Raw genomic sequence first — 26,326 nt, 5'->3', positions numbered from 1 at the left:
AACCGCAGTCACGTCGTCGGTCGACGGAAGTCGCCGTTGGAGCCCGCCTGGGACCGCCGTGCCGCGACTGTGTCGGCGCTGGACCCGATCGTGGGCGCGAGCCGCCACAATCCAGCGGCGGCGAGAATGTGCCACAGCGCGTGGCCCTGCAGGACACTGCTGGGCCGGCAGATCGACGTCCGGTCGCCGATGGTGCCGAGCAGCGCGCCGGACACGAGAAGCAGTGCCGCGACGACGGTCGTGCGCCGCAGCTGCGGATGGACGCGGGCGCGTTCCAGACCGAGTCCCACGGCGACCGCGGCGAGTATTGCCTGCACAATCGTGGAGGCCGTCGGGCCGGCCGCCACCGCGGGGATCATCATGACCGGGACGGCAAGCCACCACACCGGCGACAGCCGCCGGCCGAACCGGTTGGAGGCGGCGTCGACGGCGAGGTAGGCCAGCAGTGTCGCGATCGGGATGTCGTGTGCGTAGGCCTGCCAGGGTGGGTTGGGTCCGTGTGCAACGAGCGACCCGGCGCCGACCGCGATGACAAGGAGGCCGTACGTCACGGTCGGCGCGCCGTGCGGACGACGCGCGACGACCGCGAGACCGGCAATCACGAAGGCGAGGCTGGTGACGGCGGCCGCCGGCTGCCCGATGAAACCTGCGTCGCGATACAGCTCGCAGGCATTCGCCAGCATCATGTCTTCGAGGTTTCCAAAGAGGTCCGCCGGCCGCAATCGCGGTAGCGCCGGCGGGAAGATGGGCAGGCAGTCACACGGTGGCCCCCGTGCGGACACCGAAGTCGGTGTCGTGTCAGCTCGCCCGCGCGACGTCGGCTTCCGTGTCCTCGATGCGGCGCTCGAGGTAGTGCAGTTGCGCGATCGCGTTGCGGGCGGTGATCTGCTGGTGGGTGTTGGTCAGTTGACCGCGCCAGGTGCCGAGGAAGGTCCAGGCCCACGACAGCAGGGTCGCGAGGCGGCTGCGGAAGCCGACGACATAGACGACGTGCACGGCCAGCCACATGATCCACGCGAGGAAACCGGTCAGCTCGAGGCCGCCGATCTTGGCGACCGCGTTGAATCGGCAAATGGTTGCCATCGAGCCCTTGTCGCGGTACCGGAAGGGGTTCCGTTCCGGTACCGGGCGTCCCTTGGCTGCGGCGGTGACCTCGGCGGCGATCTGTTTCGCGGCGTAGCGGCCCCCTTGGATCGCGACCTGGGCGACGCCGGGCAGACGATCGCGCGACATCATGTCGCCGACAACGAACACATTCGGATTGTCCGGCAGGGTGAGGTCTTCGTCGACGGCCACGCGGCCTGCGCGGTCGATGTCGGCGCCGGACTGTTCGGCGAGCTGGCGACCGAGGGGACTCGCGGCCACTCCCGCGGACCAGACCTTGCAGGCGGATTCGATGCGGTGCTCGGTGCCGTCGGCGTCGCGAACGGTTAGTCCGTGGGCGTCGACGTCGGTCACCGACGCACCCAGCCGCACCTCGACGCCCAGCTTTTCGAGGGTTTCCGCCGCCTCGGAGCCGAGGTTGTCCCCGAACGGCGGGAGTACCGCCGAGGCGGCGTCGAGCAGGACGATCCGCGCATCCCGGGGATCGAAGTTGGAGTACGCCCCAACGAGTGTGCGGTGTGCGAGTTCGGCGATCTGGCCGGCCATCTCGACGCCGGTGGGGCCGGCACCGACGACGACGAAGGTGAGTAGGCGTGCCCGCTCCTGCGGGTCGGTGGTGACCTCTGCCTGCTCGAACGCGCCGAGGATCCGGCCGCGGAGTTCGAGGGCGTCGTCGATCGTCTTCATGCCGGGTGCGTGCTCGGCGAAGTGGTCGTTGCCGAAATAGGACTGCTGCGCCCCGGCGGAGACGATGAGGCTGTCGTATCCGGTGACGGTGATCTGCCCGAGGTGTTCGGACGTCACCGTACGTTCGGTCAGGTCGATGGTGGTGACGTCGCCGAGTCGGACGGCGGCGTTGGCTTGGTCCTTGAGGATCATCCGCGTCGAGGGGGCGATCTCGCCTTCGGAGAGGATGCCGGTGGCCACCTGGTACAGGAGGGGTTGGAACAGGTGGTGGGTGGTGCGGTCGATCACCGTGACGTCCACGTCCGCGCGGCGGAGGGCCTTCGTTGCGAACAGCCCACCGAAGCCAGATCCGATGACGACGACGCGGTGGCGCGTGGGCGGGGACTGGGGGTTGCTCATGGTGAGCCTTTCCGATCACGCCCAGGGGCGACGATCTCGGTGTCGGGGGAGATGGATGTCAGGGGTCAGGCCAGCAATTCGACTGACAGGCATCAATAGTGAACAAGCGGCGCAGGGAAGCCAAGGTGAGAGAACAAAATTCTCTAGACTGAGCCGATGAAGAAGAATGTTTCAGGCGCGCCGTATGGCGAAGGCTCGGGATCGAATGATGTTCGAACGGGGGCGCCGATCGATGAGATCGACCGAATCCTCCTCGATCAACTCTCGCGCGACGCGCGTACCCCGAACAACGCCCTCGCCGCCCTCGCGGGCATCGCCCCCTCGACCTGCCTGGGCCGGGTGCGTTCGCTGATCGATCGCGGAGTGATCCGCGGATTCCATGCCGACATCGATCCCGCCACCCTCGGCAGGGACCTGCAGGCAATGATCGCAGTGCGAGTACAGGCCAACGCAAGACAGCATCTCGGGCAGCTCGCCGAGCAACTCGCCACCCTCGACGAGGTGCTGAACGTGTACTTCATCGCCGGCGCCGACGACTACCTCATCCACGTCGCCACCGCGAGCAGCGAAGAGCTGAGACGCTTCGTCCTCGACCACCTCAGCGCACATCCCGCGGTCGCCTCGACGGAAACCATCCTGATCTTCGAGCACGTGCGCCCGCGGCACCGAGCGCCCCGGGCCGAGCAATCGTCGGGCCGATGAGGACTTCCACCGTCCACGCTGCCGTCGTCCAGGGGCCGAGACCGGTACCCGTCAGGCTGCCGTGAGCGCCTTGATGCGGTCGGGCCGGAAACCCGCCCAATGGTCGTCACCCACCACGACGACAGGGGCCTGCAGGTAGCCGAGACCTCTTACGTAGTCATGGGCGTCGGGGTCTCGGGTGATGTCGACGATCGTGTAGTCGAGCCCCTCGTTGTCCAGGGCGCGGTAGGTGGCGGTGCATTGCACGCAGGCCGGCTTGCTGTAGATCGTGATGGTCATGGTGCACTCCGCTCCGTGAGGTGTGCCGGCGGGGGACCGGAAGCATATGCTCTCCGGCCCGGGTTCGCGCGCTGACAGCGCGGAGGCGCCGAGTCCCGCCAACCCATCGAACATACATTCGATTATCTGTTATGGTGACCTTTCGGCGCCAGTGACGGTGTAGGGAAGACTCCGTCACTGGCGCCGTCAATGCAGCGGAAAACACGAGAGCTCTTGTCGCGCAATGCTTGTCGGATAGATTCCGGAGTATCGGCACGGGGGAGAAGCGTCAGGGCGCGGCCCGAACGTCCGTCCCGGCGAGTCGGGGCTGTGCCGTTCCGGGCCGCTGTGGGACGCATCCATGACTTCGTACCGGATTCCTCAGCGTTCAGGGACGGACGCACTCGTTCTCGGTTCCCGCACCCGTTCTCGAGGCCGAGAACGGGTGCGCCTGCGGAAAAGGTGCGCGGCTGTCACCCACAGCGCTCGACGCGCCGACGCTGCCGACCCGTCGTCCGGGCGGGGCGTGGAGGTCGCCGGTGGCGCGGGGCAGGCCCTGCGATCCACTAGTTGACATAATGTCGATTATCGGCAAAAAGGGCCGTTTTATCGCCGCAGGTCAGAGGCCCGGATTTGGCCTGCCCATATACCCCCAGCCGGTCTGCGTCGATCTGGTTCGCCGAGCCCGTCCGGCACTTGTTCGCCGCGTATCCGACTCGGTGCGTCGGCCTCGTAGCGTCGCGGCACGATGCGTCCATCGGCTGCTGAATAATATTCACGCCGCCGGATGTGCGGCCCCGGACCGCTAAGGCCAATTCGGCGGTGTCGTCGAGTGGCCCGCTTTTCCGAATGAATGTTCGGTTTCGGGTCTCCCCTCCCTCCGCCCATGCACCCTCATTACGTCACTGTGACGTAATGAGGGTGCGCCCGGTCCACTCGGAACGTGGCCGGCTTCGGTATCACCCGTGCCAGGATCGAAGGGCAGTCCACAACACGTTCGGAAAGGGTGTGCCGGTGTCCGAATTACTGGTCTTCGACGATGAGCCCGAACCCCGGACTGCGCTCTGGCATGCCTGCACGAGGGTTCCCACGGCCGCCCCGGGCGACTCGGTGACGGCCGTACTGAGCGATATGGCCACTAAGCGGTACGACTGCGCTTCGGTCGTCGCCGTATTGGACGGAGGCCGGCTAGTGGGCGTCGCGACGATAGAACGTATGTTCGGCGCCGCGGACCGTGAGGTTCTGCGCGATGTCATGGATCCGAATCCGCCGACGGTCCGACCCGATACTCACCAGGAACGGGCCGCGTGGCAGGCGGTCCAGCACGGGGAGCCGGGGCTGGCGGTGGTCGATGACGACGGTCGGTTCCGTGGTCTCGTCGCACCACAACAACTTCTCGCGGTACTGCTCCAGGAACACGAGGAGGACCTCTCGCGCCTCGGAGGCTTCCTCCATTCGGTCGAGACCACGCGCGAGACGAGCGTGGAGAACGTACGGCGCAGGCTGTGGCACCGTGTTCCCTGGCTCCTCGTCGGATTGCTGGGTGCCATGGTCTCGGCCGTGTTCATGGCGGCATTCGAAGTCACTCTCGAAGCGAATGTCGCCGTTGCCTACTTCATCCCCGGAATCGTGTATCTCGCAGACGCAGTCGGAACGCAGACCGAGACCTTGGCGATCCGTGGATTGTCAGTCGGGGTGGGAATTCGACGTATCGTGGGGCGCGAGGCGCTCACCGGTCTGTCGGTGGGTGCTCTCCTCGGAGCCGTGATGCTCCCTGTCGTCAGTCTCATGACCGGTGACACGATGCTTGCGCTCGCGGTGGCCGTGGCGGTTCTCGCCGCGAGTGCGATCGCCACCATCGTCGCCATGGTGCTGCCGTGGCTCCTGCAGCGGCTCGGCAAGGATCCGGCATTCGGCTCCGGTCCACTTGCGACTGTCGTTCAGGACCTGCTGTCGATCATGATCTATTTCGCGGCCGTCACGGCGCTTGTCAGTTAGATCCCCCTGCCCGAACCTGCAGCGAGGAGGCGGGACACCGAAAGCGCCTACCCTGCAAGGACCTTGAAAACGTCGTAGACCATCCACGCCGGCCAGAACAACCCTTGGATGATCGCGAGAACATACTCCCAGAATGCGTCCGCCTGCTGCCAGAACCACACCCAGGCTCCGAAGATGCCCAGCGCGTAGATCGCTCCGCCGCCCGCGGCGCCGGTGTTGCCGTCGCTCATGGTCACATACCTTCCCCAGGCCGAAGTGCGTGACACCGGATCGCGAGAAACACGATTGGGCGCCTCGTCTCAGTGTCATTACCGCCGGTCTGCGGTGACAGAGTCATTGGTCACCCGCGGCGCTGCGGCTTTGCCGTAGGGAATCGGGTCCAGGGTCTCAGCCTGGTGACCTTCTCCCCTACGGGCATCACCGGCGGGCCGCAACGATGAAGGTCGAGGCAGAAATTCGGCGCCAGCAACCCTGTAGGAGTGCACCATGTCCGGCCACCGCCCGATCGTTGTAGGGATCGACGGCTCCCCATCGTCGCTGCAGGCTGTTGCATGGGCGGCGAGGGAGGCCGCGCTCCGCAGCTCGCCCCTGTCACTGGTCACGACGATGTTCGTTCCCGGAAGGTACGGCGTCCCGATCGGTGTGCCTGCCAGCTTCTTCCAGGACGAGGAGCGCGACGGTAAGGACAGGTTGGAGCGCGCGGCGCAAACCGCCCGTGCCGCAGTGCCCGAACACCACATCGAGATCGAGACCACCGTCTGCTCCGGGACGCCGGCCGGTGAACTTCTGGAACGTGCGGCGGATTCCACGATGCTCGTTGTGGGTGCGAACAGACGGGGAATCGTAGAGCGCGCCGTCCTGGGATCGGTCAGTTCGGCGGTGGCGACCCACGCCTCATGCCCGGTCGCGGTGATCCGCGGTGAACCTGATCGCAATATCAACGACATCCCCGGACCGGTTGTCGTCGGTGTCGACGGATCACAGCACAGTGAACCGGCCATCTCCATGGCCTTCGAGGAAGCAGGTCTGCGGCAATCGGAACTCGTCGCCGTTCATGCATGGTCCGACATCGTTCTGCAGTTCTCCCCGGACGGAGGCAGCGAGGCGGAGTGGCTGCGGGATGCGGCCAACGAAACGGCCCTGTTGTCCGAGAATCTCGCCGGTCGTGCGGAGAACTATCCGGATGTGAAGGTGCGCACCCTCGTGGTCAGGGATCGCCCCACCCGGCACCTGCGTGAGCAGGCCGAGAATGCGCAGCTTCTCGTGGTGGGGAGCCGGGGGCGAGGAGGGTTTTCCAGCATGCTGCTGGGGTCGACCAGCAGGGCGTTGATGCATTCGGTCGTCTGCCCACTTCTCATTGTTCGCTAGCCGTACCGCGGGGATGCCGCCCAGGAGGAGATGTATCGTGCACGACCCCAGCCTCGGATCAAGCCTGATCGAGTCTCAGCTGCCGAGGTATGAGCAACGCATTCTGCGCACGCAGGTCGTCCGTGCGTCTGCGCCGACGACCTTCGCCGCCATCCGCCGCGTCGACTTCTTCCGGTCGCCGGTGGTCGCGCTCCCGAACCGGGCCCGAATTGCGATCGACACCGTCCGCGGACGTCGGGGCGCCCATCTTCAGGGGAGTCGGTCCGAATTCAGGTTCGACCAGCTGCTGGAACCCGACGGCGGGTTCCATCTTCTCGCGGAGGAGCCGGGACACGCGATGGTGCTCGGGTTCATCGGTCGCTGGTGGGAGAAGGGCTACGGCCGCGTCGAGTGGTCGCCAGCAGACTTCGGCCGGTTCGCCCTTCCCGGATATGGCATCGGCGCTTGGGGTTTCACAGTTCTCACGTACGACGCCCACACGTCTGTCCTGGTCACCGAGGTGCGCGTACACGGCACGGACGACAAGGCACGGCGGAGCTTCCGCGCGTATTGGACGGTGGTGGGCCCGTTCGTCAAGGCGATGGGCGGGCCGGTACTGCGCCTGATCCGTGACGAGGCCGAGTCTCTCTGAGTCGCGGCCCAGCTCGTCATTCGATGGCGGCCCGGAATTGTTCGTGCAGAGCTGCGGCGAGCTCGCGGACCTCGGGTACAACGTCGGGGTCGACGATGATCGTTACTGTCAGCGTGCCCGCATAGGATAGTGCCGCGAACGCGACGCCGACGTTCCCCGCGGTGACGGTGATCGGGGTGATGCCTGTGATCGGTGCCCCGGCGATGACGAGTTGCCCGGGGGGACCCGGGAGGTTCGTCAGGAACGAGTTGACGAGTCGCTGACGGTCGACGAACCACCGAAACAACCGCAGCGCGGCCAGGATCCGGAAAAGTGGTCCGATCAGTGCCGAGGACGTACCTCGGGTTCGCATCTTCTGAACGCGGGTGACGCCCGAAACAGTGGTCAGCCGTTCCTGGAAACTTCCTACCAGCGGTACACGTACCGGCATTACACCGACCTGGTTCCCCAGGTGCCCACTCGTTGCCGAACTCCGGGCCGAGACGGGCACCGACACCACCAGCTCCTGCGGAAACTCCATCCGCTCACGTAGGAGTTCGGCCAATGCCCCAGTGACGGCGACCAACAGAACATCGTTGACGGTGGCACCCGACCTCCGCCCCGCTGCCCGGACACCGTTGAGACCGACGTCGACGGTCACTACCCTGCGACGGGGGCCGGTGGCAGCGTTCAGGGAACACCGCGGTGCCCACCCGCCGCGACCACGACCGAGTTCGGCCCAGCCGCCTCGTATACGAGCAACCCTGTGCGGAAGTCGGCGCAGCGTGCGGAACCGTTCGGAAATGCGGTCAACCAACCGGCCCCGAGGCGGTGCCGCGGTATCGTCGGCCGGCCCAGCCGGGTCCGCGCCGTCGACCAGGCGCGCGAGCACGGCGAGGCCACCGATCCCGTCGGCCACGACGTGATGCAGCACCAGTACCAGACCGGTGTGATCGTCGATGAGACCGGTGACGACGACCGCCCGCCACAATGGTCGTGACCGGGGCAGCGGCCGGGTCACCGCGTCCACCGCGATTGCCAGCGCAGCGTCATGGCCCCCCGGGCTCGGGCACCGGACTCGGGCCACATGGGCGCGGACATCGAAATCGGAGTCGTCGACCCAGTACGGCCGTCCCAGGCCCCGCCGTGGCGTGGCCAGGCGCTGTTGCAGGCGCCGAATGCTGGTGAGCCGTCGTGTGAACGTGGCCTCGACGGTCGCCGCATCCACGTCACCGTCACCGGCAACGAACAGTAAAGCGCCGACGTTCATGGGTACCGGTCCGACGTCTGAGACGAGCGTGATCAGGTCGCCCGAGCAGAGTTGCTCGCGACGGTCGCCGGCGGTCATTCGGAGGCTGCGTCAGCCGCGCGCGACGAGGCGAGGAGGGTCAGGACACCGCGTTCTATCGAGTCGGAGAGGTCGGTGAGGTCCGGTGTGGTGTCGTAGTCCCCGGTGAGACCGAAGGCGAGATGGTCGCTGTAGCTGAGGATCGCGATCCCGATCCGCAGCCGCAGCGCGATCGGCACGTACGGAAAGATCTCCAGGATCGTGCGGCCTATCACGTGTCGTGTGGCTTTCGGACCGGGGACGTTGGTTGCGACGGCGACGACACTGTGCTGAGGAAACCGGGTGGCGAGTCGAACGGCCCAGGCCATGGGCATGAACGGTCCGTACTGGGCCACCGCGGTGAACGCCTTGCCCCCTTCCGCTTCCTTGCTCGCCTTGTGCGTCGTGAGGCGTTCGTGGACGGCGACCAACTGCTCGACCGGGTCTTCGATGTCGACTGGCAGAAAGGGCAGCATGAGCGAGACCTGATTGTGGATCGCATGTTCCTCGGTTGCGGAGCGGACGGACACGGGAACGAGCGTGCGGACCGTGTGGGGTTCGGGACGCTCGCCCCGTTTCAGGAGCAGCTGCCGTAGTCCGGTGGTGATCGCCGCGAGTGCGACGTCGTTCACGGTGACCTGGTACGTGGCGCAGATTTCGCGAACGTCATGCATCCTGACTCGCGCGGCGCAGTAGCGGCGCTGGCGACCGATCGGTCCGATCAGCGAAGTGTCCGTGGATGAGGTCAGTATCTCGGACAGCAGGTGGGTGAGGCCGGTTGCCACGCCGATACCGGCGGCTGTCAGCCGACGTGGAATTGCCAGTGCCGCCGAGACGAGCCGGAGTTGCCGCACCGGGGACAGGAACTCGATCGTCGAGCGGACCAGGCTCTCGACGCTCTCGAGGCGTGTACCGACGGTCGGTACCGGCTCGGCGTCGGTGTCGGGCTCTGCGGTCGTCGACGTTTCGGCCACGACTTCGTCGCACATGGCCTCGAAGAGTTTGGTTCCGGTGATCCCGTCCGCCATGCAGTGATGAATCTTGGTCAGTATGGCCCAGCGGTCGTCGGTGAGGCCTTCGACGACCCAGCATTCCCACAAGGGGCGGTCACGGTCGAGTCGGTGCGCCATGACCCGGGCAACGAAACCGAACAGGGACTCCTCCTCCCCTGGTTCCGGGACGGCGACCCGTCGCAGATGATGGCCGAGGTCGAAATGCGGATCCGGTGACCAGGAGGGTGGGCTGAAGTCGAGTGGGACCGTGTGAACCCTGTCTCGGGCGTGCGGGAGCTTCGCGAAACGTGCGGCGACCGTGTCACGAAATTCGTCTTGCCCGGGAACGGGGCCCTCCATGATGGCGAGAGCACCGATCGTCAGGCTCGCGTGTGGGTCGGAGTCCTCCGTCTCGAGAAAACCCGCGTCCAGGAAGCTCAAGTTGTCGTCCACTGGCTCTGGCCTCACCATTCGGAAATCGTCGTCGTCTTCTTGTGTTCGACATCAATGGGCGTCAGCTGACCGGCCACCCGGGGGCCTTTCCGAGGTTCCTCCACTCGCGGTCCCACTGTGACATCCGGTATCTCGTTCCTGCCCAGCGAATTCCGATCAACATCGTGAGACAGATCGTCGCACCCATTGTCCACAGTGCGAGTGCGGCGCCCACGGCCTCGAATGCGTTCTCGGTGCCTGTCTTCGGCGCATCGACGATCTTGCCGGCCGGGTCGATCCACATGCTGATCGTTTGTCCCGCCTTCGCTTCCGGCGCGGTCAGTACCTGGCCGGTGCGTGTGGTCCCATCCACTGTCCACCGGGCCTGTGCCTGCCCCGTGGCACCCGTTGCCGGGGTGGTATCCGCCAGGTTCACAGTTGGGTCCTCGAGGAGCACTGCCGCGATCTGATGCCGGTTCTCGCGGTCGGCGCGGGATTGGCCGTCGAGGCGTGTGTGAGTAACGGTTCCGAAGGCTGCGGCGAGGGGAACCAAGATCAGCACCAGGGCGACGACGGCGAGGAAGACCGAGGATTCGAGGCGATAGCTTCCCCGCATCAGTCGGTTCCCGCTCCACGGCCCCAATCGCCACATCCGCGATACCAGTGTCTGTTCCCCGATCATGGCGACCTCCTGCGATTGCTCCTTCGAGTGTCGCGCCGGGACAGATGCCGATGTAGGGCCCAAGGTCATCGCTCTGGTCGGATCGGTCCGGCGATCAGGAGGGGACACGGGGTTATGTGCACCAAGGCTGCGCTGGTCGAGCCGAGCGTCATCCCGGAAAAGCCGCCCCGTCCGCGGCTGCCGACGACGATCATCTGGGCTTCGTCGGCCATTTCGAGGAGGTGGCGAACCGGTCGGTCCCGAACGAGGGTCTGTCGCACCCGGACCTCGGGGAATCGTTCACACCATTCGGCGACGCCGGCTTCGAGCACCGACCGCTCCATGGTCTGCTCTTCACCGACGGGGAGTATCGACAGGTCCTGGTCGGACCACGCGTGCAGTGCGATCAGTTCCGTGCTGTGAAGGGAACACTCCTCGAACGCCAGACCGACGGCCCGGGCACTGCTCGGAGATCCGTCGACGCCGACGACGACGGGTCCCGTGCCGTCCGCGACTCTCGACCAGCCGTCGATCACTGCTACAGGGCACTGCGCATGACGCGCCACGGCCGAGGTCACGGAGCCGATCAGCCCGTCAGTGAACTCGCCGAGTCCGCGTCTGCCGAGTACGACCATTATTGCGCCGGCGGATCGGTCGACGAGTGATCCCGGGGCGTTCTGATGGGACACTTCGGCCCGAATGTCGATGTCTGAGTCTGCGGATCCGGCTCGGGCGGTCTCGAGTGCTTCGGCAAGGTCCCGCTCGGCTCGGGCGTGGAGGATTTCAGCGAGTCGCGGCCCATCTTGTGCACCGCGGTACGTGATGCAGGACAACAACAGTAGCGGCGCCCCGCGCACTTCTGCCTCACGTGCGGCCCACCGCACCGCATCCAGCGACGTCCGGATGAGTCAGCATGCCCTACTCACCGGGCGGGTTGCTCGGAGCAGGCCGCTCTCGAACCAGGACTTCCGATAACGGGCGTCTGGGTGTGGGCGACGGTTCCCCCACCCCGGTGCCCGCTCCCACCCTGATCAGAACTTGCGGCATCCCGTCCCCGGAAGACAGCTCCCGCAGCATTGTCCGTGTCGCGGCGCGTTCGGTCAGATGGGTGACGGGGCAGGTGGCGAGTCCGCGGTCCGTGCAGGCGAGCAGAACGGCGGAGAGTGCTTCGCCGCTCCGTAGCCAATCAAGTCTCGAATCCGAGGATGTGGAGAGCAGGAGGATCGCGGCGCTGTCTTCCGACGGGCCGCCGTCGGGTGTGCTCGCGCGGCCGGGTGGAAACTCACGTGAGAGGTGCACCGAGTGCTGCTGCGAGTCGGACGGGCGCGCCTGTTCCGGCACACCGTCGGGGAACAGTCCGCGCCCCGACCACCACCGCAGTTCGGCTTGGTAGGTGGGGTCGTCGTGCCGTAAACCGGTCATCCGGCGTGATGCGTCCTCGAGTGCGGGACGGCTTCGCTCGCCGAGGTCTTCGAGTTCGACGCCTGTTCCTGCAATGATTCGCACCAGCTGTTCGAGTGTCTCCGTCCATGCGGGCGGTGCGTCCAGTGGCAGTCGTTCGGTTCGCCTTCGTTCGATCGCCGCCGCCATTCGGGCGACGAAATCTGTCGGTGTCGGAGCCGGGACGAAGCCGATCGTCGACAGAAGTTGCCGGTCGGAGGAACGCGGCAGCCGTTCGATCAGAGGACGCCAGCGATTCGCCGCGAAGGCGTACTCGAGGTGATTCAAGGCCGCACCGCAGGAGATCACCATCTGACGGCCGAAGCCATCGGTGGCGGGTAGCAGCCGGTCGGGATCGCTGTACAACCGCAGGGCAGTGCCCATCACCCAACGCCACGGTTGGCTGTTGTGCAGTGACGGCGCGCGACACGCCAGCGCCACAGCTGACTCGACCGTACGTCGGTCGGGTACCACGGGCAGTTCTCGCGTGTTCACAGTGCGTCCGTGAATGTGGTGGGTGCTCCGCCGATCATCGTGTCTCCTGAGTTGTACTGGCTTCGAGTGTTGTGCTCGCAGCTCGGTGACTCTAGGGCCGTTGGTCATCGACGCCGCCGAGGAAGGTTGCACCATCTGACCGGCACATTTGCGGTGTAGCGGTCGCCGAACTCCACGACCTGATCAGGGACCGTGTCGGTGTCACAGTGAACCTTGCTGATCATGACCGGACGAGAAGCTGCGCGTCCACACACCAGCGGAGCAATACTTCGCCCACTCCACCGGACTCGACAATCTCTCGCACGGCGACGTCGGGGTATCGTTCGGCCAGTCCCGCGAGACTTTCCGCCAGAACCGCAACGCTCCCGTTGACGGGCCGCGACCTCATCCGGTGCGTTCTCGGTTTCGGGCCGCACCACGACCCGGCACCGGGAGTGATGGGCGAGTCGCAACGCCGTCGCATTCAAATATCCTTCCACCGGGCCTCGTGCCGTCGACCCGATCACCACCATGGACGCCGAGTCCGCCAACGGCAACAGGGCGCAGGGCGCCGTCGATCCGGCCGGTAGGAAACACTCCACGGCGAGGGCACTCCGGTCGGCTCTGATGCTGCGCACCGCATCGGCCAGGAACGTTTCCCCTGCGATGTGGTCCTCGTCTTCCGACGGCAGGGGCCGCGGTTCTGTGTAGAAGACCGGGTGTGGGGGAAGCACGTGAACCAGGTGCAGCGTTGTTCCCTGCCTCTCCGCAACCGCGGCGGCCCAGTGTGCAGAGGCTCTCGCTGCCGCCGAGTCGTCGACTCCGACGACAACCGGGGCGAGAGAAGGTGTCCCCGCGTCGGTCACGGTCGACTCACCGCGTGCACACCATGCGGATGGCGATAGCGCCGGACGTCTTCCCAGGTTTGCAGCGGGCGCATACCCGTCGGTGGTCTTCCGGCCCGAATCGTCGACAGGTCTCCGTCAGTGACCATCGGCCCTAACCTCGGGCCACGGATAGGCGAACACTGAGGTGGACGCACCGACTGTCCGACCCAGGTCAGGGCGGAGTGCGATTCACCGAGGAGGCGATCGTGGACAGCACCATTCCCGACGAGAACGTCGTTCGCATTGCCGTGGACCTCGCCTGCCGGGCACCGTCGGTACACAACAGTCAACCGTGGCAGTGGACGTACGCCGACGGCCAGCTCGACCTCTACACCGAACGTGGGCGGCTTCTGGCCTCGACGGACCCGTCGGGCCGACAGTTGGTCGTCAGTTGTGGTGCGGCGCTGAATCATCTCCAGACGGCATTGACAGGGCTCAAATGGTCCGTCGACATCCGGCGCGTCCCGGAGGGTCCGCACTCGGGGCACCTGGCGACGATTCGGTTCCGCCACGACGCCCGGCCTCAGTCGCACGACTTCGATCTGCTCGCGGCGATCCGGCACCGGTATTCCGACCGCAGGCCATTCGGCCCGATCAGCGTGAAGACCCCGTTGCCCACGGCATTGACCGACATGGCGCGGGGCATGGACGTCCACCTGACACGGCTGGGACAGGATGCTCGTCCGACCCTTGCGAAGGCGACGGAGTTGACTGCGGCGGCACGGAAATACGATTCCGCGTACCAGGCCGAGCTCCACTGGTGGGCCGGTCATTCGATTCCTCAGGGTGGAATACCCGCAGATTCGCTCGCGACCGCGGAGAACCGTGACCGCGTCGACATCGGGCGCCGCTTTCCCGCAGGCCGCGACAACAACGCGACCGCGGAGATCGACCGCTCGACGGTTCTCGTGCTGAGCACCGACACCGACAGCCGCGATGCGTGGCTCAGGGCTGGTGAGGCCCTGTCCGCGGTGCTGCTGGAGGCTACCGTCGGCGGTCTCGCGACCTGCCCGCTGACGCACACGACCGAACTACGGCAGAGCCGGGAGATGATCCGCGAACTACTCCCCGACCGCGGCTTCCCGCAGGCCCTGATTCGGGTAGGCACGACTGAGAAGAAGTCTCCGCCACGGCAGACTCCGCGACGCCCCGTCGAGTCGGTGTTCTCGATCGGCCGCCGCCACTCCGCTCGTTGACGATTCCGGCGACACCTGCGCACGGTCAGGACATTCGGTCGGAGGGCTCACTGATCACCGACAGCACCGCCGACACCGCCGTGTCGACAGCTCGGCCCACCGCGGGTGAGAGCCCGCGGCCACCCCCCCAGATCAGCGACCTCCACCGCCAGGACGATCATTCTGTGGGGCAGCCGATCGAGCACGGCGCCGAGGCGGATTGTCTGGTCGAGCGCGATTCCGTGCGTGCTGAACGACCCCGCCCGAACGTCGCCGAGCTCGTCCGGAGTGAGCTGATACACGGCGCCGGGTCGCAGACGACGGCGTCCACGATGACGGCCAGCTGCGCACCGGTCCACGCTTCGAGCAGAGTGCCCGGGTCCCCATCGGATACCGACACGCACACGTCCGGGGCGACGTGGTCCGCGACCTGCCGCGCAACGATCGGGCCGATCCCGTCGTCGCGGCGGAGATCGTTTCCCAGCCCGATCACCACGACGGTCATCGGCGGTCGAGCGTGAGGGTCAGAAAGTGGGTGGCGCAGGAGATGCACGGATCGTAGTTGCGGATGGTTCGTTCGCACAGCGTTGTCAGATCGTCATCGGCCGGCATGAGATTTCCGTCCACCGCGCGCCGTAGATCGTGTTCGATGGCAGCCTGATTCTGCGAGGTCGGAGGAATGATGATGGCGGCGCGGATCGATCGGGTGGGATCGAACTCGTATCGGTGATACAGCAGTCCACGGGGTGCCTCGCTGACCCCGTGCCCGACCGTGCGTATCGGTGGCCCGGCGGTGAAGGGCTCCGCAGGCCGCTCGTAGCGGTCGATGATCCGCAACGCTTCCTCGACGGCGTAGACGACCTCGACGGCGCGGACGACGATGCTGCGGTACGGGTTCCGGCACTGCGCGCCCAGCCCGGCATCGGCGGCGGTCTGCGCCGACACTCCGGCAAGCTGCGACGAGTTGAGTGAGTATCGAGCCAGTGGTCCGGTGAGGTACCGGCGGCCGTCGAGCTCGGCGTGGAGCGCGGTCGAGTTCGGGACCTGACGCTCGGCCACGTGCTTCGGGAATTCGTCAGCGGTGCAACGTAATCCGGTCGACGACCAGATCTCGCCGTCGTCGATCGCGTAGCTGGAGTCGTCGTGAAGTGCGAGGAGGTCGTGGTCGAGTTCGACGTCGGGGAAGTCGAAGGACGACACCCATCGGACGGTTGCCACGGCGTGATCGAGTGCCGTGCACAGTTCGTCGGACAGGGGAATCAGTTCGGCTGTGGTCGGCATCCGGTGGAACCCGCCGATTCGGACGTTGACCGGGTGGATCGGTCTGCCACCGATCACATCGAGGATCGCGTTTCCGGCCTTCTTCAACGACAGGCCCCGCTCGACGGCCTCCCGATCGCGCCGGGCGAGGGCAATCGAATCCGGGAGCCCCAGAAAGTCGGGTGCGTGCAGGAAGTAGATGTGCAGCACGTGACTGGCAATCCACTCGCCGCAGTACAGAAGTCGCCGCAGATCCCTCACCGCGTCGTCGAGTTCGAGTTCGCATGCCTGCTCGATGGCATTGCATGCGCTCACCTGGTAGGCGACCGGGCAGATACCGCAGATACGCGAGGTGATGTCCGGGGGTTCGAGAAAGTGGCGGCCGCGGAGGAAGGATTCGAAGAAGCGGGGCGGCTCGTAGATGTTGAGTTCGACGCGTTCGGCTCTCCCCTCGCGCACGGTGACGTCGACCCGGCCCTCACCCTCGACCCCGGCGAGGGCGCGCACGGTCAGTTCCCTATTCCGGGGCGCCACGGTCGTGCCCTTCCGATCCGTACGCCGCCACGTTGAATGTGGCGAAGATGCGGCCTATGGCGTCCTCGTTCATCCCGCACGTGCGCAGCCACCCGCTCATCGCGGCGAGATTCGGGTCGGTGGTGGGACCGAAGCAGCCATAGCACCCCCGCGACACCGACGGACACTGCGCGCCGCACCCGGAGTGGGTCACCGAGCCGAGGCACGGTGTTCCGTCGGCGACCATCACACACGTCAGTCCGCGCCGCTTGCACTCGGTGCAGGTTTCGAGTGCGACGGTGCCGCGGCCGGGTACCAGCGTGGTCAGGACGACACTTCCGGTGCCGAGCAGCCAGCACCGGGTCGCCGGTTCGTTCTCGCGGAAGACGAATTCCCCCGCGGCGAATCGAACCGGGGTGCTGAGTTCTGCGAGCCGCAGCCGGTGCCTGTGGCCGAGGTGGCCGAGGGCAGGGGCAGCGGCGCTTCGTCGGCGTTCACCGTTGCTCCCGGTCGTCCTCCGGCCGATACGCCGGCATGAGCTGGACGAGCCGTGCCGCCTCTTCGGTGATGTCAATACCGACTGGGCACCAGTCGATGCACCGTCCGCATCCCACGCACCCGGAGCTGCCGAACTGGTCGAACCACGTGCCGAGTTTGTGGGACATCCACTGCCGGTACCGGCTCTCCCCTGACGTCCGGACGTTCCCGCCGTGGACGTGGCTGAAATCGGGTTCGAAACACGACGACCAATGCTGCCAGCGCTCGCCGGTCAGATCGGTGACGTCCTCACTGGTGGTGCAGAAGCAGGTGGGGCACACCATGGTGCAGTTTCCACAGGTCAGGCACCGGCTGACGACGTCCTCCCAGACGTCGGCTCCGCGCGTCGCGGAGCAGTGCACGAAGATCCACCTCGGGCATTGCCCGTCCCATCCGGCCGGCTGCGGTGCTCACGGCGTTCCGGGCCTCGTCGACCTCTGCGGTCGCGGCGGTGCGGTGGGCGACCTCGGCGAGGACGGCGGCACCGGATTCGGTGCCGGCCTCGACGACGAAGCGGTGACCGTTGTCGTCGATGCGCTCGGTCAGTGCCAGGTCGTATCCGGGGCCGGCCGCCGGTCCGGTCCCCATCGAGGCACAGAAACACACACCTCCGGGTTCGGTGCAGTGGGCGGCCACGATGAACAGGTGCCGGAACCTGCGGGCGGTGGTGCTGTCGGAATCAGGGTCCGGGCACAGCACCCGGCGCAGGACCGCGATCGCCGCGAGATCACAGCCTCGAACCCCCACGAATGCGTAGGGCCACTCGTCGGGTGCCGGTGCGATGAAGGCACCGTCCCGGTCGACGGACCACTGCTGCTGTCGTGGCGGATGGAGGAAGCGTTTCCACGACTGCGGGCCGGCCGAGTGGCCGAAGACCGCGGCGTCGTCCCGCCGACGCAGCCGATACGTCCCGGGCCCGGTTGTCACACCCCAGCCGGACGGTAGCTGCGCGCCGGATTCGAGTTCGGCGAGAACGATGGCCGAGTCCTCGACGGTGGGACCGACAACGCAATAGCCGCGGGCGCGGAGGGCCTCGATCAGTTGGTCGAGGCCGCGGCGATTCAGAACACTCGCATCGGTGTGCACGGTCGATTGCCCATCCATGCGCTCACTCCTTTTGCCTTACCGGCGGGTCCGGTCACTCGGTGAGGTGAACGCGGCTGTGCGTGGCCGCTTCTACGTCGGACGCGGTGAGCTCGATCAATTGGTGGGCCAGGTCGGCCAACGCACGTGCCGTGGCCAGTTCGTCCCCGATCTCGGGGATCTCGGTGTCCGCGGGATTCCGGCGGGCGAGCCCGACCCCGACGAGGGTGTGGGTATCGCGGGTTCGGAGCCGGGCCTGTGCCCGGGTCCTGGATCCACCCTCGTCGGCGTCGTGTTCGTCGATGACGATCTCCACGGACCACTTCTTCTCGTTCATGTTCATCGGCCTCCGTTCGGTGTGGACGCGGTGTCGCGCCCTCGATGTGGTTCTCGGGTATGGGGTGTGCCGCGATCACGAGGCCACGACCACCCTCGTATCGGTTGTCTTCGCGCACAGCCCGAGGACGGCGCGAAACCCGTCGGCTATCGAATCGGTCAAGGCGGCGAGATCCGGGACGGCATCGGCGTCGGCGTTGATCCCGACACAGCATCGTGAGGTGTAGGACATCAAGGTGACGTTGAACGCCGATCCGAGTGTGGGGCTGAACGCGTAGTAGTGCAGAATCTCCGACCCGGCGACGAACAGTGGCACCGGCGATCCGACGACGTTCGAGGCGACGAAGTCGACGTGTTTGAGCATGTTTCCGAGTGTCGAGGCTGGAAGCAGGTTCAAGGCGCCGGCGATCGTCGGTGACAGCGGAATCGCGGACTCGTGGCGCCAGGCATCCACCGTGGCGTGCACCCGGCGCATCAACTCGGCGGGGTCGTCGATGTCGGTGGGTAGTGCAAAACGTGCCAGGGTGATGCGGTTGCCTCCCACCTGGTCCGTCTCGGCACGCAGGCTGATCGGCAGCGTCATCCGCAGTTCGCTGATCTCGGCGCCGTGCAGTCGGTGGTACTTCGCCATTCCCAGCAGGACAGCAGCCAGAAACGCGTCGTTGATCGAACCGGCACCCGCCGCGGCCGCCTGAGCGAGCGCCTCCACCGGCACGTCGAGCACCGCACAGTGACGCCGCGTGCTGCGTTTCGACATCACCGGGGACAGCGTGGACACCACGGGACGCGTGAGGCGCAGTGTGGAGCCGGCTAGTGCGGCTGCGTCGCGCCAGGTGGCCCTCGGAGTCCGGACCAGTCGAACACTGTTGCGGCCCAGCGCGTTCGATGCCCGGCGGGCCACGTCGGCGGCCGTGTTCCGGTACCAGGAGAGGCGGCCCGGCGGAGTGGGCGATTCACCGTTCGGCGCGGCCGTCCGATGGTCGGTCCGGTCCGGCCGCGGCCCGCCGTCGCGGGTGAAATCCACGATCTCCCGGGCAATCTGCATTCCACTGACACCGTCGGTGAGAGAGTGATGCACCTTCATCACGAGGGCGGACCTGCCGTCGTGGAGTCCGTCGAGAACGGTGAACTCCCACAGCGGACGGCGCTTGTCGAAGGCGGTCATCTCGGCGGTCCGGGCGAAGTCGAGAACCCCGTCCCATGTTCGTGGTTCGGGGAGGGTGTAGCGGCGCAGGTGCCAGCTGAGATCGAAATCGTGATCGTCCGCCCACCTCGGCGGCGCAAAGCCCATCGGAGCCTCGATCGCCGTCCGCCGGAAGAGGGGAACCAGGTCGACCGCCCTGCGCATCATGTCGACGAATCGGCTCTGATCCGGACTGCGGTCGAGCAGCGCGACCGCCACGATGGTCGACCGGAGGATCGGGTCCTGCTCCATCCGCCACGACATGAAGTCCGTCTGGGTCATGTAGCGCTGATTCGTCGTGCTCACGTCGGTCAACTCGCTCGTCGATTGGGTCTGCGGTCGGTCGTCTTCGGTGTGTCCCGCCGGGGCCCGGTCCCTTGGGGTTCCCGGCGGCCACGGGTCACATCGGCATCATGGGCATGGGTGGCAGAACACCCGTGCTGTGCAGCCACATCATGAACATGTGGAACATCTGCATCGCATCCATCACGGTCACCTCCTTCGCCGTGCGCTCGTGTCAGGGTGTCGTCCCGGCGCGCAGAATGGTCAGGCGACTCCGGTATTCCTGCTCGTCGATCTCGCCGCGCGCGAACCGCTCGGCAAGGACCGCCTCAGCACTGCGAAGCGGCGGCGACCCACCGGGCGGTGCCGGGAACGGGTGACTCACATAACGGATCAGCAGGATGATCCCCACGATCAGCAGCCCCCAGAAAAGCGCCATACCGGTGAACATCAGTGCATACCCCCAACCGCCGAAATCATCGTCGTACATCACGGGGCGGCCTCCTACGGTCTGTTCGGCGGTGTGTGTCCGGGTCGGCCCGCCGTACTACCAGTGTCCAACCGTGCGAGGGGTGGTTCACAGGGTCTTTCGGCCGTTTCCGGTGGTGTCGCCCCGGCGGAATCAGCGCGCCGTATCCGGCGTTGTATACAAGCGATGGCGGTGGCGTACCTGCACGGTGAGCCCGTGGTCGACATCTGGTCGGGATGGGCCGCGCGCGACACCCGCTGGCAACCCGACTCCGTGTCGGTGTCCTTCTCCACGGGCAAGGGAGTTGCGAGCACGGTGCTCCACCGGGCTGGTGGACCGCGGACTGATCGACTACGACGCCCGTCGCCACGTATTGGCCCGAGTTCGCGAGTGCCGGCAAGGAGTTGGTGACGGTGCGGGAGCTGTTGACGCACCGGGCCGGTCTGCGCCGCGTGCGCGGACTGGCACCGGGACCCTCGGCGCTGTTCGATCACGACAGCGTCGTCGGCGCACTCGCATCCGCGGCGCCGGATCGTCGCTGAGCCGTCATGCCGGGCTATCACGCCGTCACGTTCGGATCACTGGTCGCGGAACTCACCACTCGGGCGACCGGCTCGTCGTTCACCGACCTCGTCCGTGCCGAGATCGCCGAACCCCTCGGAATCCGGGAGTTCTGGTTTCAGGTTCCCGCGGAGGAACGTCACCGCATCGCGAAGTCCTTCCCGCGCATCACTCCCTTCGGGGTGCCCCTGGGAGACCGTGTCCTTCGCCCTATCGTGCCTGCCCGTGCTGCGAAACATCGCACACGCAGGCATGCCGGAGGGGCCAGGGGCGTAGGTCATCTGGCTGCAACGCGGCAGGCTCGACGCTTGGCCGCCTGGCACAGTCCGGAAAGTGACGGTTGACCCTACTCGGTGGACGACATCGTTGGTTGAATCCGAAGTGACACGACACCCCGGAGTTCGTCATGAATCCCCCACGGCACCATCGTCGACCGGAAGATCAGTCGACACCGAGACACACGCGCTCACCAGCGCCGGACACCAGACGACCGAATCGACTGGCCCGACCCGAGCCCACTGGCGGACTGGTGGGCGCGTGTGATGTCCGGTGCACACCCATCGACGAGAACCGTCGGCTAGAACATGCTCGGGCACCGAGCGCCGGGATCGAGCCCACCAACCGCAGAAGGAGTCGACATGCGAGCACTCGTGGTCTACGAATCGATGTTCGGAAATACCCGGCACGTCGCAGAGGCGATCGCGCGAGGTCTCGAGTCCACGGGAACCGTCACAGCAGTCCCGGTCGCCCGAGCCGGTGACGAAGACTTGTCCGGCTACGATCTCGTGATGGTCGGCGGCCCGACGCATGTCCACGGGATGAGTCGCGAGTCGACCCGCCACGGAGCCGCCGTGACAGCGCACAAACCCGACAGCACTGTGGCACTGGAACCAGACGCGGAAAGCGAGGGCCTCCGCGAATGGCTCGACGGGCTCCCCCCGACCCACGGGAAGGCGGTGGCGTTCGACACTCGCGCCGACGGCCCTGCCCTCCTGACCGGACGAGCATCGAAGGGTATCGGCCGAAAGCTACGCCGGCACGGGTTCGATCTCGTCGCCGAATCCGAGAGTTTCCTCGTCGACAAGGAATCGCGGCTCGAGGAAGGTGAGGAGACACGCGCCGAGCAGTGGGGTCGGACACTCGCCCAGCAGGTCACTTCCGGTCGCGCCTGATCATCGTGCTTCCGACGTAATCTGGGCATACCGACGTCGCGGCAGTTCGGAAAGCAGTTGACATGCGTCCACCACCCGGGGGCTGAGCCCATGTCACACGCTGCGATCGATCTGCGACGGCACGATGCGGTGCTCTTCGACCTCGACGTCGTGATGGCCGAGTCCGCGCGGGCCGACACCACGAGAGCACTCGTCCGTCAGTTGCAGAGTCTCGGGGTGGCGACGGCGGTCTTCTCGACCGATCGCGACGTTCGACCGGTGCTCGACGCCGCGAGAATCGCCGACGTGTTTCCCGTACGGGTCGACGGCGCCTCACCGGTCGACGCCGCCGACCGGCTGGGGGCGCGGCCGGGCGGTGCGGTGGTCGTCACGGCCTCCGGAGAAACGGCTGCCGCGGCCACGCGTGGCGGCTTCGCACTCGTCATCGGGGTCGGTCACGACCACCGCGCCGACGACTTGAGAAGATGCGGAGCAGATATCGTCGTCGTCGACCCCTCCGAGATCCCGTTCCGTGCAGGCGATCTCCGGCTATCCGAAATTCCGGACGCTCTGACCTCTCGGCACGAACTCCCCGCCGTCCTCCGTGTCCGCAGGCCCGCAGTGTTTCTCGACTTCGACGGCACCCTCGCGAATATCGTGTCCGATCCTGCGAAGGCCGTCCTGGTCGACGGTGTGGCCGCCGAGTTGGCCCGATTGACACGCAAGTGTCCGGTGGCCGTGATCAGCGGACGCGACCTCGCGGACGTGCAGACACGGGTCGGTATGGCGGAGATCTGGTATGCGGGCAGCCACGGGTTCGAATTGGCCGGACCGCAGGGGCAGTACTACCAGAATCCCGACGCTCTCGCCGCGGTACCGGTGCTGCATCACGCCACCCGCGCCCTCACCGACCGCCTCCGTGGCGTGCCGGGCGTGTTGATCGAGCCCAAGAAGTACACCGTCGCCGTGCACTATCGCAACGTTGCCGCCGATCGGATAGACGAGGTCGTTGCCACGGTCCACGATGTCGCCACGTCCGGGGAGGTCCGGCTCAGAGTCACCGGGGGTCGCAAGGTCGTCGAACTCCGTCCCGACGTCGATTGGGACAAGGGACGCGCACTGAACTGGGTCCTCGAGCACATCCACGACGCGAGATCCCTACTGCCGATCTACGTCGGCGACGACTTCACCGACGAGGACGCATTCGACGCCGTGACGGCGAACGGGGTGGGGATCGTCGTCCGCAGCAGTGAGGTCGGGGATCGACGGTCTGCGGCACGCTTCGCCGTGACCGATCCAGTTCAGGTCCGCGTACTGCTGCAGCGGCTGGCGGATCGTCTCGGCCGCGACCCCGAGACCGCGTCTGCGGCCGATGCATGGATGCTGTTCTTCGACGGCTATGAACCCCCGACCGAGAAGCTACGGGAGGCCGTCTGCACTCTGGGGAACGGCTACTTCGCCACTCGCGGGTGCGCACCCGAAGCAACCGCCGGCCCGGTCCACTACCCGGGCACGTATCTCGCGGGTGTGTACAACCGCTTGCGCGACGAGCGGGCCGGGATGGAGATCGTGAACGAAAGCATGGTGAACGCGCCGAACTGGCTGACGACGACCTTTCGTATCGAGGGCGGGCCGTGGTTCGACGTCGACGCCGTCGACCTGCTCGAGTACCGCCAGTACCTCAATCTGCGTCGCGCCGTACTCACCCGCCAGTTCCGGTACCGCGACGAGACCGGGCGAACGACGTCGGTCATCCAGCGGCGATTCGTCGCCATGCACCTCCCCCACGTGTGCGCGCTGCAGACGACGATCATCGCCGAGAACTGGTCCGGCTCGGTCGAATTGCGTTCGGCGTTAAATGGTGCGGTTCGCAACACCCTCGTCGAGCGGTACCGGGATCTCGCCGCCGATCATCTCGTACTACTCCATTCGGGCCCGCTGTCGGCGGACTCCGTCCTGCTGGCGATGCAGACCACTCAATCGCGCATACCGGTGGCCATGGCGGCACGAACCACGCTGTTGCCCCGCGACCGACACCGTGAGTGCACCTACCGTCTGCACAATCGCGACGGCCGCATCGGCCACGACATCACGGTCGACCTCACCGAGGGTGAATCCGTGACGTTCGAGAAGATGGTGACGGTGTTCACGGGGCGCGATCACGCATTGTCCGAGCCGGCCGACGAAGCGGCCCGCTGGGTGCCGTCGATCGGCGGGTTCGAGGAAGTGCTGGACGGTCACGTGCTGGCCTGGGAGCACCTGTGGGACCGTATCGGGATCACCCTCGGCGACTACCGGGACGGTCTGCGCATCGCCCGGCTCCATCAGATGCAACTCCTGCAGACGGTGTCGCCGAACACCGCCGACCTCGACGTCGGTGTGCCCGCCCGGGGGTTGCACGGTGAGGCGTATCGGGGCCACGTCTTCTGGGACGAGTTGTTCGTCTTCCCGGTCCGGCGGCCAGCACTGACACGGAGGTGGCGACTACCACATCCGCACACACCGAGAGTCCGGTGCCTGAATCTGCGGGTGCCGATCTTGACCCGGTCGTTGCTGCGCTACCGGTACCGTCGTTTGCCGGAGGCCCGCCGGGCCGCGCGGGCGGCCGGATATCGCGGCGCGATGTTCCCGTGGCAGTCGGGCAGCGACGGCCGGGAGGAAAGCCAGCAACTGCATCTCAACCCGCGGTCCGGTCGTTGGCTCCCAGACCCGAGTTGGCGCCAACACCACATCGGCATCGCGATCGCCTACAACGTGTGGCACTACTACCAGGTCACCGGGGACCTCGAGTCTCTCAGTGATTTCGGCGCCGAGATGCTGGTGGAGATCGCCCGATTCTTCGCAGGCCTCGCCTCCTACGAGGCGCCCGGGGGCGCTACACGATCCGCGGGGTCATGGGACCGGACGAGTTTCATTCCGGCTACCCCGAGGCTCCGCACGAGGGAGTCGACAACAACGCATATACCAACGTCATGGCCGTGTGGGTGATCCTCCGGGCGAGAGAGGCGCTCGATGTGATTCCGGCCCCGGACCGGTCCGATCTCGTCGACTCCCTGAGCTTGGACGTGAGCGAGATGGCCCGGTGGGCGGACGTGAGCCGCCGCATGTTCGTTCCCTTCCACGATCGGGTCATCAGTCAGTTCGAGGGCTACGAGGCGCTGGCGGAACTGAACTGGGCCGGCTACCGGGAGCGGTACACCGACATTCAACGGCTCGACCGCACCCTCGAGGCGGAGGGGGACGACGTCAACCGGTACCGGGCATCGAAGCAGGCCGACGTGTTGATGCTGTTCTATCTGCTGTCCGCCGACGAACTGCGTGATCTGTTCGAACGACTCGGATATCAGCTCGAACCGGAGGCGATACCGCGCACCATCGACTACTACATCGCCCGGACCTCGCACGGTTCCACACTCAGCGCGGTGGTGCATTCCTGGGTGCTGGCCCGCGCCAATCGCGACAAGGCCATGGAGTTCTTCGACAGGGTGCTTGCATCCGACATCACTGACATCCAGGGAGGTACGACCTCCGAGGGGATCCACTTGGCAGCCATGGCGGGGAGTATCGACCTGCTTCAGCGCTGCTTCACGGGACTTGAAACTCGTGGTGATCGCCTCGTTTTCAGCCCGGAATGGCCGAGAACGCTCGGTGCGCTCGAATTCCCGATCGTCTATCGCGGACATCAGTTGTGGCTGACCATCAGCGGTCGCCGCGTTCAGGTCAGTGCGGGCGCCGGAAATCAACGCGCGATCGAGATCTCGTGTCGTGACCAGGTGGTCCGACTGGAGCCGGGGTGCACGGTCAGTCTGGGCTAGCCACCGTCGGCGCTGCCCGTCCACGACCGGCGCCTCCCACGGTCAGCGACGTGGCGCGCAGGGCTGCGGCGAGGGGAACCTGACCGGCCATCCGGGTGTGCGGCCGCGATCGTTCCACTCTCGATCCCACTGGCGCATCCGGCGTCGGCCGTTCGTCCAGCGCACCCCCGAGTACAGCAGGAGGGAGCCGACCGCCGCGGCCGCCCAGACCGACAGTGCCGCGCTCACGGCGATCGCCGCGTTCTGCACTCGAGAACGGGGCTCGGCGACGACGTTGCCGTTTGTGTCCACCCCTACGGTGACCGTGTCGCCGCTGTGCGTGCCGGGTCTGGTTTCCACGGCGGTCGAGCGCAGGGTGCCGTCCGGTGCCGTCCACCGAACGGAACCACGATCAGGATGAATGTGATCAGGACGGCCGCGACGACGGAGTCGCATCGGTCCGTGGCACGCATGAGGGGATTTCGGCTCCAGGGCGCCAGGCGCCACCAGGGCAGTGCCTGATCAGGATCATCACAGCCTCCTCGGACCGTCCTCCTGTTTTCGAGCCTTGCGCGCACGAGGTGAGCGGCTAGGACATGTCTCCTAATAGTTTGAGCCACTCGACGATGCCGGCGAGCAGGAA

Annotated in this window: 21 protein-coding genes and 5 pseudogenes; 8 read left to right on the top strand and 18 right to left on the bottom strand. The window is 66.5% G+C overall.

What is annotated here, in order from left to right; genetic code table 11:
- Positions 1-8 precede the first annotated feature (8 nt).
- Positions 9-686, bottom strand: a complete 678-nt coding sequence (locus tag QM693_RS24100; RefSeq protein ID WP_283353626.1) for a hypothetical protein — start codon at positions 684-686, stop codon at positions 9-11.
- A gap of 112 nt (positions 687-798) precedes the next feature.
- Positions 799-2,190 carry an NAD(P)/FAD-dependent oxidoreductase gene (locus QM693_RS24095; protein ID WP_283353625.1) on the bottom strand — a complete coding sequence of 464 codons (1,392 nt, stop codon included), beginning with the start codon at positions 2,188-2,190 and terminating at the stop codon, positions 799-801.
- Between the two features lie 156 nt (positions 2,191-2,346).
- On the opposite strand from QM693_RS24095, the gene QM693_RS24090 reads away from it, so the two are divergent.
- Positions 2,347-2,892, top strand: a complete 546-nt coding sequence (locus tag QM693_RS24090; RefSeq protein WP_283353624.1) for an Lrp/AsnC family transcriptional regulator — start codon at positions 2,347-2,349, stop codon at positions 2,890-2,892.
- A 51-nt stretch (positions 2,893-2,943) separates the two neighbouring features.
- On the opposite strand, the gene nrdH is transcribed toward QM693_RS24090, so the two are convergent.
- The gene (nrdH, locus tag QM693_RS24085) at positions 2,944-3,171 is read right to left on the bottom strand and encodes a glutaredoxin-like protein NrdH (protein ID WP_283353623.1); all 228 of its coding nucleotides are present in this window, start codon (positions 3,169-3,171) and stop codon (positions 2,944-2,946) included.
- 993 nt (positions 3,172-4,164) lie between these two features.
- On the opposite strand from nrdH, the gene QM693_RS24080 reads away from it, so the two are divergent.
- On the top strand, positions 4,165-5,148 hold the full coding sequence (locus QM693_RS24080) for a magnesium transporter (protein ID WP_283353622.1): 984 nt from the start codon (positions 4,165-4,167) through the stop codon (positions 5,146-5,148).
- A gap of 47 nt (positions 5,149-5,195) precedes the next feature.
- Here QM693_RS24080 and QM693_RS24075 read toward each other — a convergent pair whose 3' ends face one another.
- Complete coding sequence (locus QM693_RS24075) at positions 5,196-5,378, bottom strand: hypothetical protein (RefSeq protein WP_005257869.1); 183 nt, start codon at positions 5,376-5,378, stop codon at positions 5,196-5,198.
- Positions 5,379-5,634: 256 nt separating this feature from the next.
- On the opposite strand from QM693_RS24075, the gene QM693_RS24070 reads away from it, so the two are divergent.
- Positions 5,635-6,516, top strand: a complete 882-nt coding sequence (locus QM693_RS24070) for a universal stress protein (RefSeq protein ID WP_280783228.1) — start codon at positions 5,635-5,637, stop codon at positions 6,514-6,516.
- A gap of 37 nt (positions 6,517-6,553) precedes the next feature.
- Positions 6,554-7,147, top strand: coding sequence for a hypothetical protein (locus QM693_RS24065; RefSeq protein ID WP_283353621.1), 594 nt, complete (start codon positions 6,554-6,556; stop codon positions 7,145-7,147).
- A gap of 16 nt (positions 7,148-7,163) precedes the next feature.
- Here the strand turns inward: QM693_RS24065 and QM693_RS24060 are convergent, their stop codons facing one another.
- The 6 genes from QM693_RS24060 to QM693_RS24035 form a co-directional block, all read right to left on the bottom strand.
- On the bottom strand, positions 7,164-8,474 hold the full coding sequence (locus QM693_RS24060; RefSeq protein WP_283353620.1) for a wax ester/triacylglycerol synthase domain-containing protein: 1,311 nt from the start codon (positions 8,472-8,474) through the stop codon (positions 7,164-7,166).
- On the bottom strand, positions 8,471-9,898 hold the full coding sequence (locus QM693_RS24055) for a wax ester/triacylglycerol synthase family O-acyltransferase (protein ID WP_283353619.1): 1,428 nt from the start codon (positions 9,896-9,898) through the stop codon (positions 8,471-8,473). The genes QM693_RS24060 and QM693_RS24055 overlap by 4 nt, the downstream gene beginning before the upstream one ends.
- 61 nt (positions 9,899-9,959) lie before the next feature.
- A complete protein-coding gene (locus QM693_RS24050) occupies positions 9,960-10,559 on the bottom strand; it encodes an Rv1733c family protein (RefSeq protein WP_283332417.1) in 600 nt (199 codons plus the stop codon).
- A gap of 65 nt (positions 10,560-10,624) precedes the next feature.
- Complete coding sequence (locus tag QM693_RS24045) at positions 10,625-11,443, bottom strand: universal stress protein (RefSeq protein ID WP_283332548.1); 819 nt, start codon at positions 11,441-11,443, stop codon at positions 10,625-10,627.
- A gap of 13 nt (positions 11,444-11,456) precedes the next feature.
- Positions 11,457-12,473, bottom strand: coding sequence for an Acg family FMN-binding oxidoreductase (locus tag QM693_RS24040; protein WP_283353618.1), 1,017 nt, complete (start codon positions 12,471-12,473; stop codon positions 11,457-11,459).
- 104 nt (positions 12,474-12,577) lie between these two features.
- Entirely contained in the window at positions 12,578-13,318 is a 741-nt protein-coding gene (locus QM693_RS24035; RefSeq protein ID WP_283353617.1) for a universal stress protein, read from the bottom strand.
- Positions 13,319-13,521: 203 nt separating this feature from the next.
- On the opposite strand from QM693_RS24035, the gene QM693_RS24030 reads away from it, so the two are divergent.
- Entirely contained in the window at positions 13,522-14,535 is a 1,014-nt protein-coding gene (locus QM693_RS24030) for an Acg family FMN-binding oxidoreductase (RefSeq protein ID WP_283353616.1), read from the top strand.
- Positions 14,536-14,692: 157 nt separating this feature from the next.
- Here QM693_RS24030 and QM693_RS37670 read toward each other — a convergent pair whose 3' ends face one another.
- The 7 genes and pseudogenes from QM693_RS37670 to QM693_RS23990 all read right to left on the bottom strand — a co-directional run bounded on the left by QM693_RS37670 (position 14,693) and on the right by QM693_RS23990 (position 20,198).
- The gene (locus QM693_RS37670; RefSeq protein WP_349307520.1) at positions 14,693-15,019 is read right to left on the bottom strand and encodes a hydrogenase maturation protease; all 327 of its coding nucleotides are present in this window, start codon (positions 15,017-15,019) and stop codon (positions 14,693-14,695) included.
- Complete coding sequence (locus tag QM693_RS24015) at positions 15,016-16,308, bottom strand: Ni/Fe hydrogenase subunit alpha (protein WP_283353614.1); 1,293 nt, start codon at positions 16,306-16,308, stop codon at positions 15,016-15,018. The genes QM693_RS37670 and QM693_RS24015 overlap by 4 nt, the downstream gene beginning before the upstream one ends.
- A pseudogene (locus QM693_RS24010) lies at positions 16,292-16,573 on the bottom strand (NADH-quinone oxidoreductase subunit B family protein); the annotation flags it as partial. The gene QM693_RS24015 and the pseudogene QM693_RS24010, both read right to left, overlap by 17 nt.
- A 208-nt stretch (positions 16,574-16,781) precedes the next feature.
- Positions 16,782-17,928, bottom strand: a pseudogene (locus QM693_RS24005) (4Fe-4S dicluster domain-containing protein).
- 34 nt (positions 17,929-17,962) lie between these two features.
- Entirely contained in the window at positions 17,963-18,250 is a 288-nt protein-coding gene (locus QM693_RS24000) for a DUF1876 domain-containing protein (protein WP_280783214.1), read from the bottom strand.
- Positions 18,251-18,319: 69 nt separating this feature from the next.
- Complete coding sequence (locus QM693_RS23995) at positions 18,320-19,741, bottom strand: wax ester/triacylglycerol synthase domain-containing protein (protein WP_283332422.1); 1,422 nt, start codon at positions 19,739-19,741, stop codon at positions 18,320-18,322.
- Positions 19,742-19,943: 202 nt separating this feature from the next.
- Complete coding sequence (locus tag QM693_RS23990) at positions 19,944-20,198, bottom strand: SHOCT domain-containing protein (protein WP_164063258.1); 255 nt, start codon at positions 20,196-20,198, stop codon at positions 19,944-19,946.
- Positions 20,199-20,372: 174 nt separating this feature from the next.
- Here QM693_RS23990 and QM693_RS23985 point away from each other — a divergent pair.
- From QM693_RS23985 to otsB, 3 genes and pseudogenes are all read left to right on the top strand, one after another.
- A pseudogene (locus tag QM693_RS23985) lies at positions 20,373-21,002 on the top strand (serine hydrolase domain-containing protein); the annotation flags it as partial.
- 374 nt (positions 21,003-21,376) lie between these two features.
- The gene (locus QM693_RS23980) at positions 21,377-21,910 is read left to right on the top strand and encodes a flavodoxin family protein (RefSeq protein WP_280783212.1); all 534 of its coding nucleotides are present in this window, start codon (positions 21,377-21,379) and stop codon (positions 21,908-21,910) included.
- Positions 21,911-22,000: 90 nt separating this feature from the next.
- Positions 22,001-25,704: pseudogene (gene otsB, locus QM693_RS23975) on the top strand (trehalose-phosphatase).
- Between the two features lie 42 nt (positions 25,705-25,746).
- Here otsB and QM693_RS23970 read toward each other — a convergent pair.
- Positions 25,747-26,156: pseudogene (locus QM693_RS23970) on the bottom strand (Rv1733c family protein).
- Positions 26,157-26,326: the final 170 nt, after the last annotated feature.

The sequence above is a fragment of the Rhodococcus sp. IEGM 1305 genome (assembly GCF_030058635.1).
Taxonomy (GTDB): domain Bacteria; phylum Actinomycetota; class Actinomycetes; order Mycobacteriales; family Mycobacteriaceae; genus Rhodococcus_F; species Rhodococcus_F opacus_D.
Note: the sequence above shows the minus strand (reverse complement) of the source record. Positions and strands in the feature narration are given on the sequence as shown.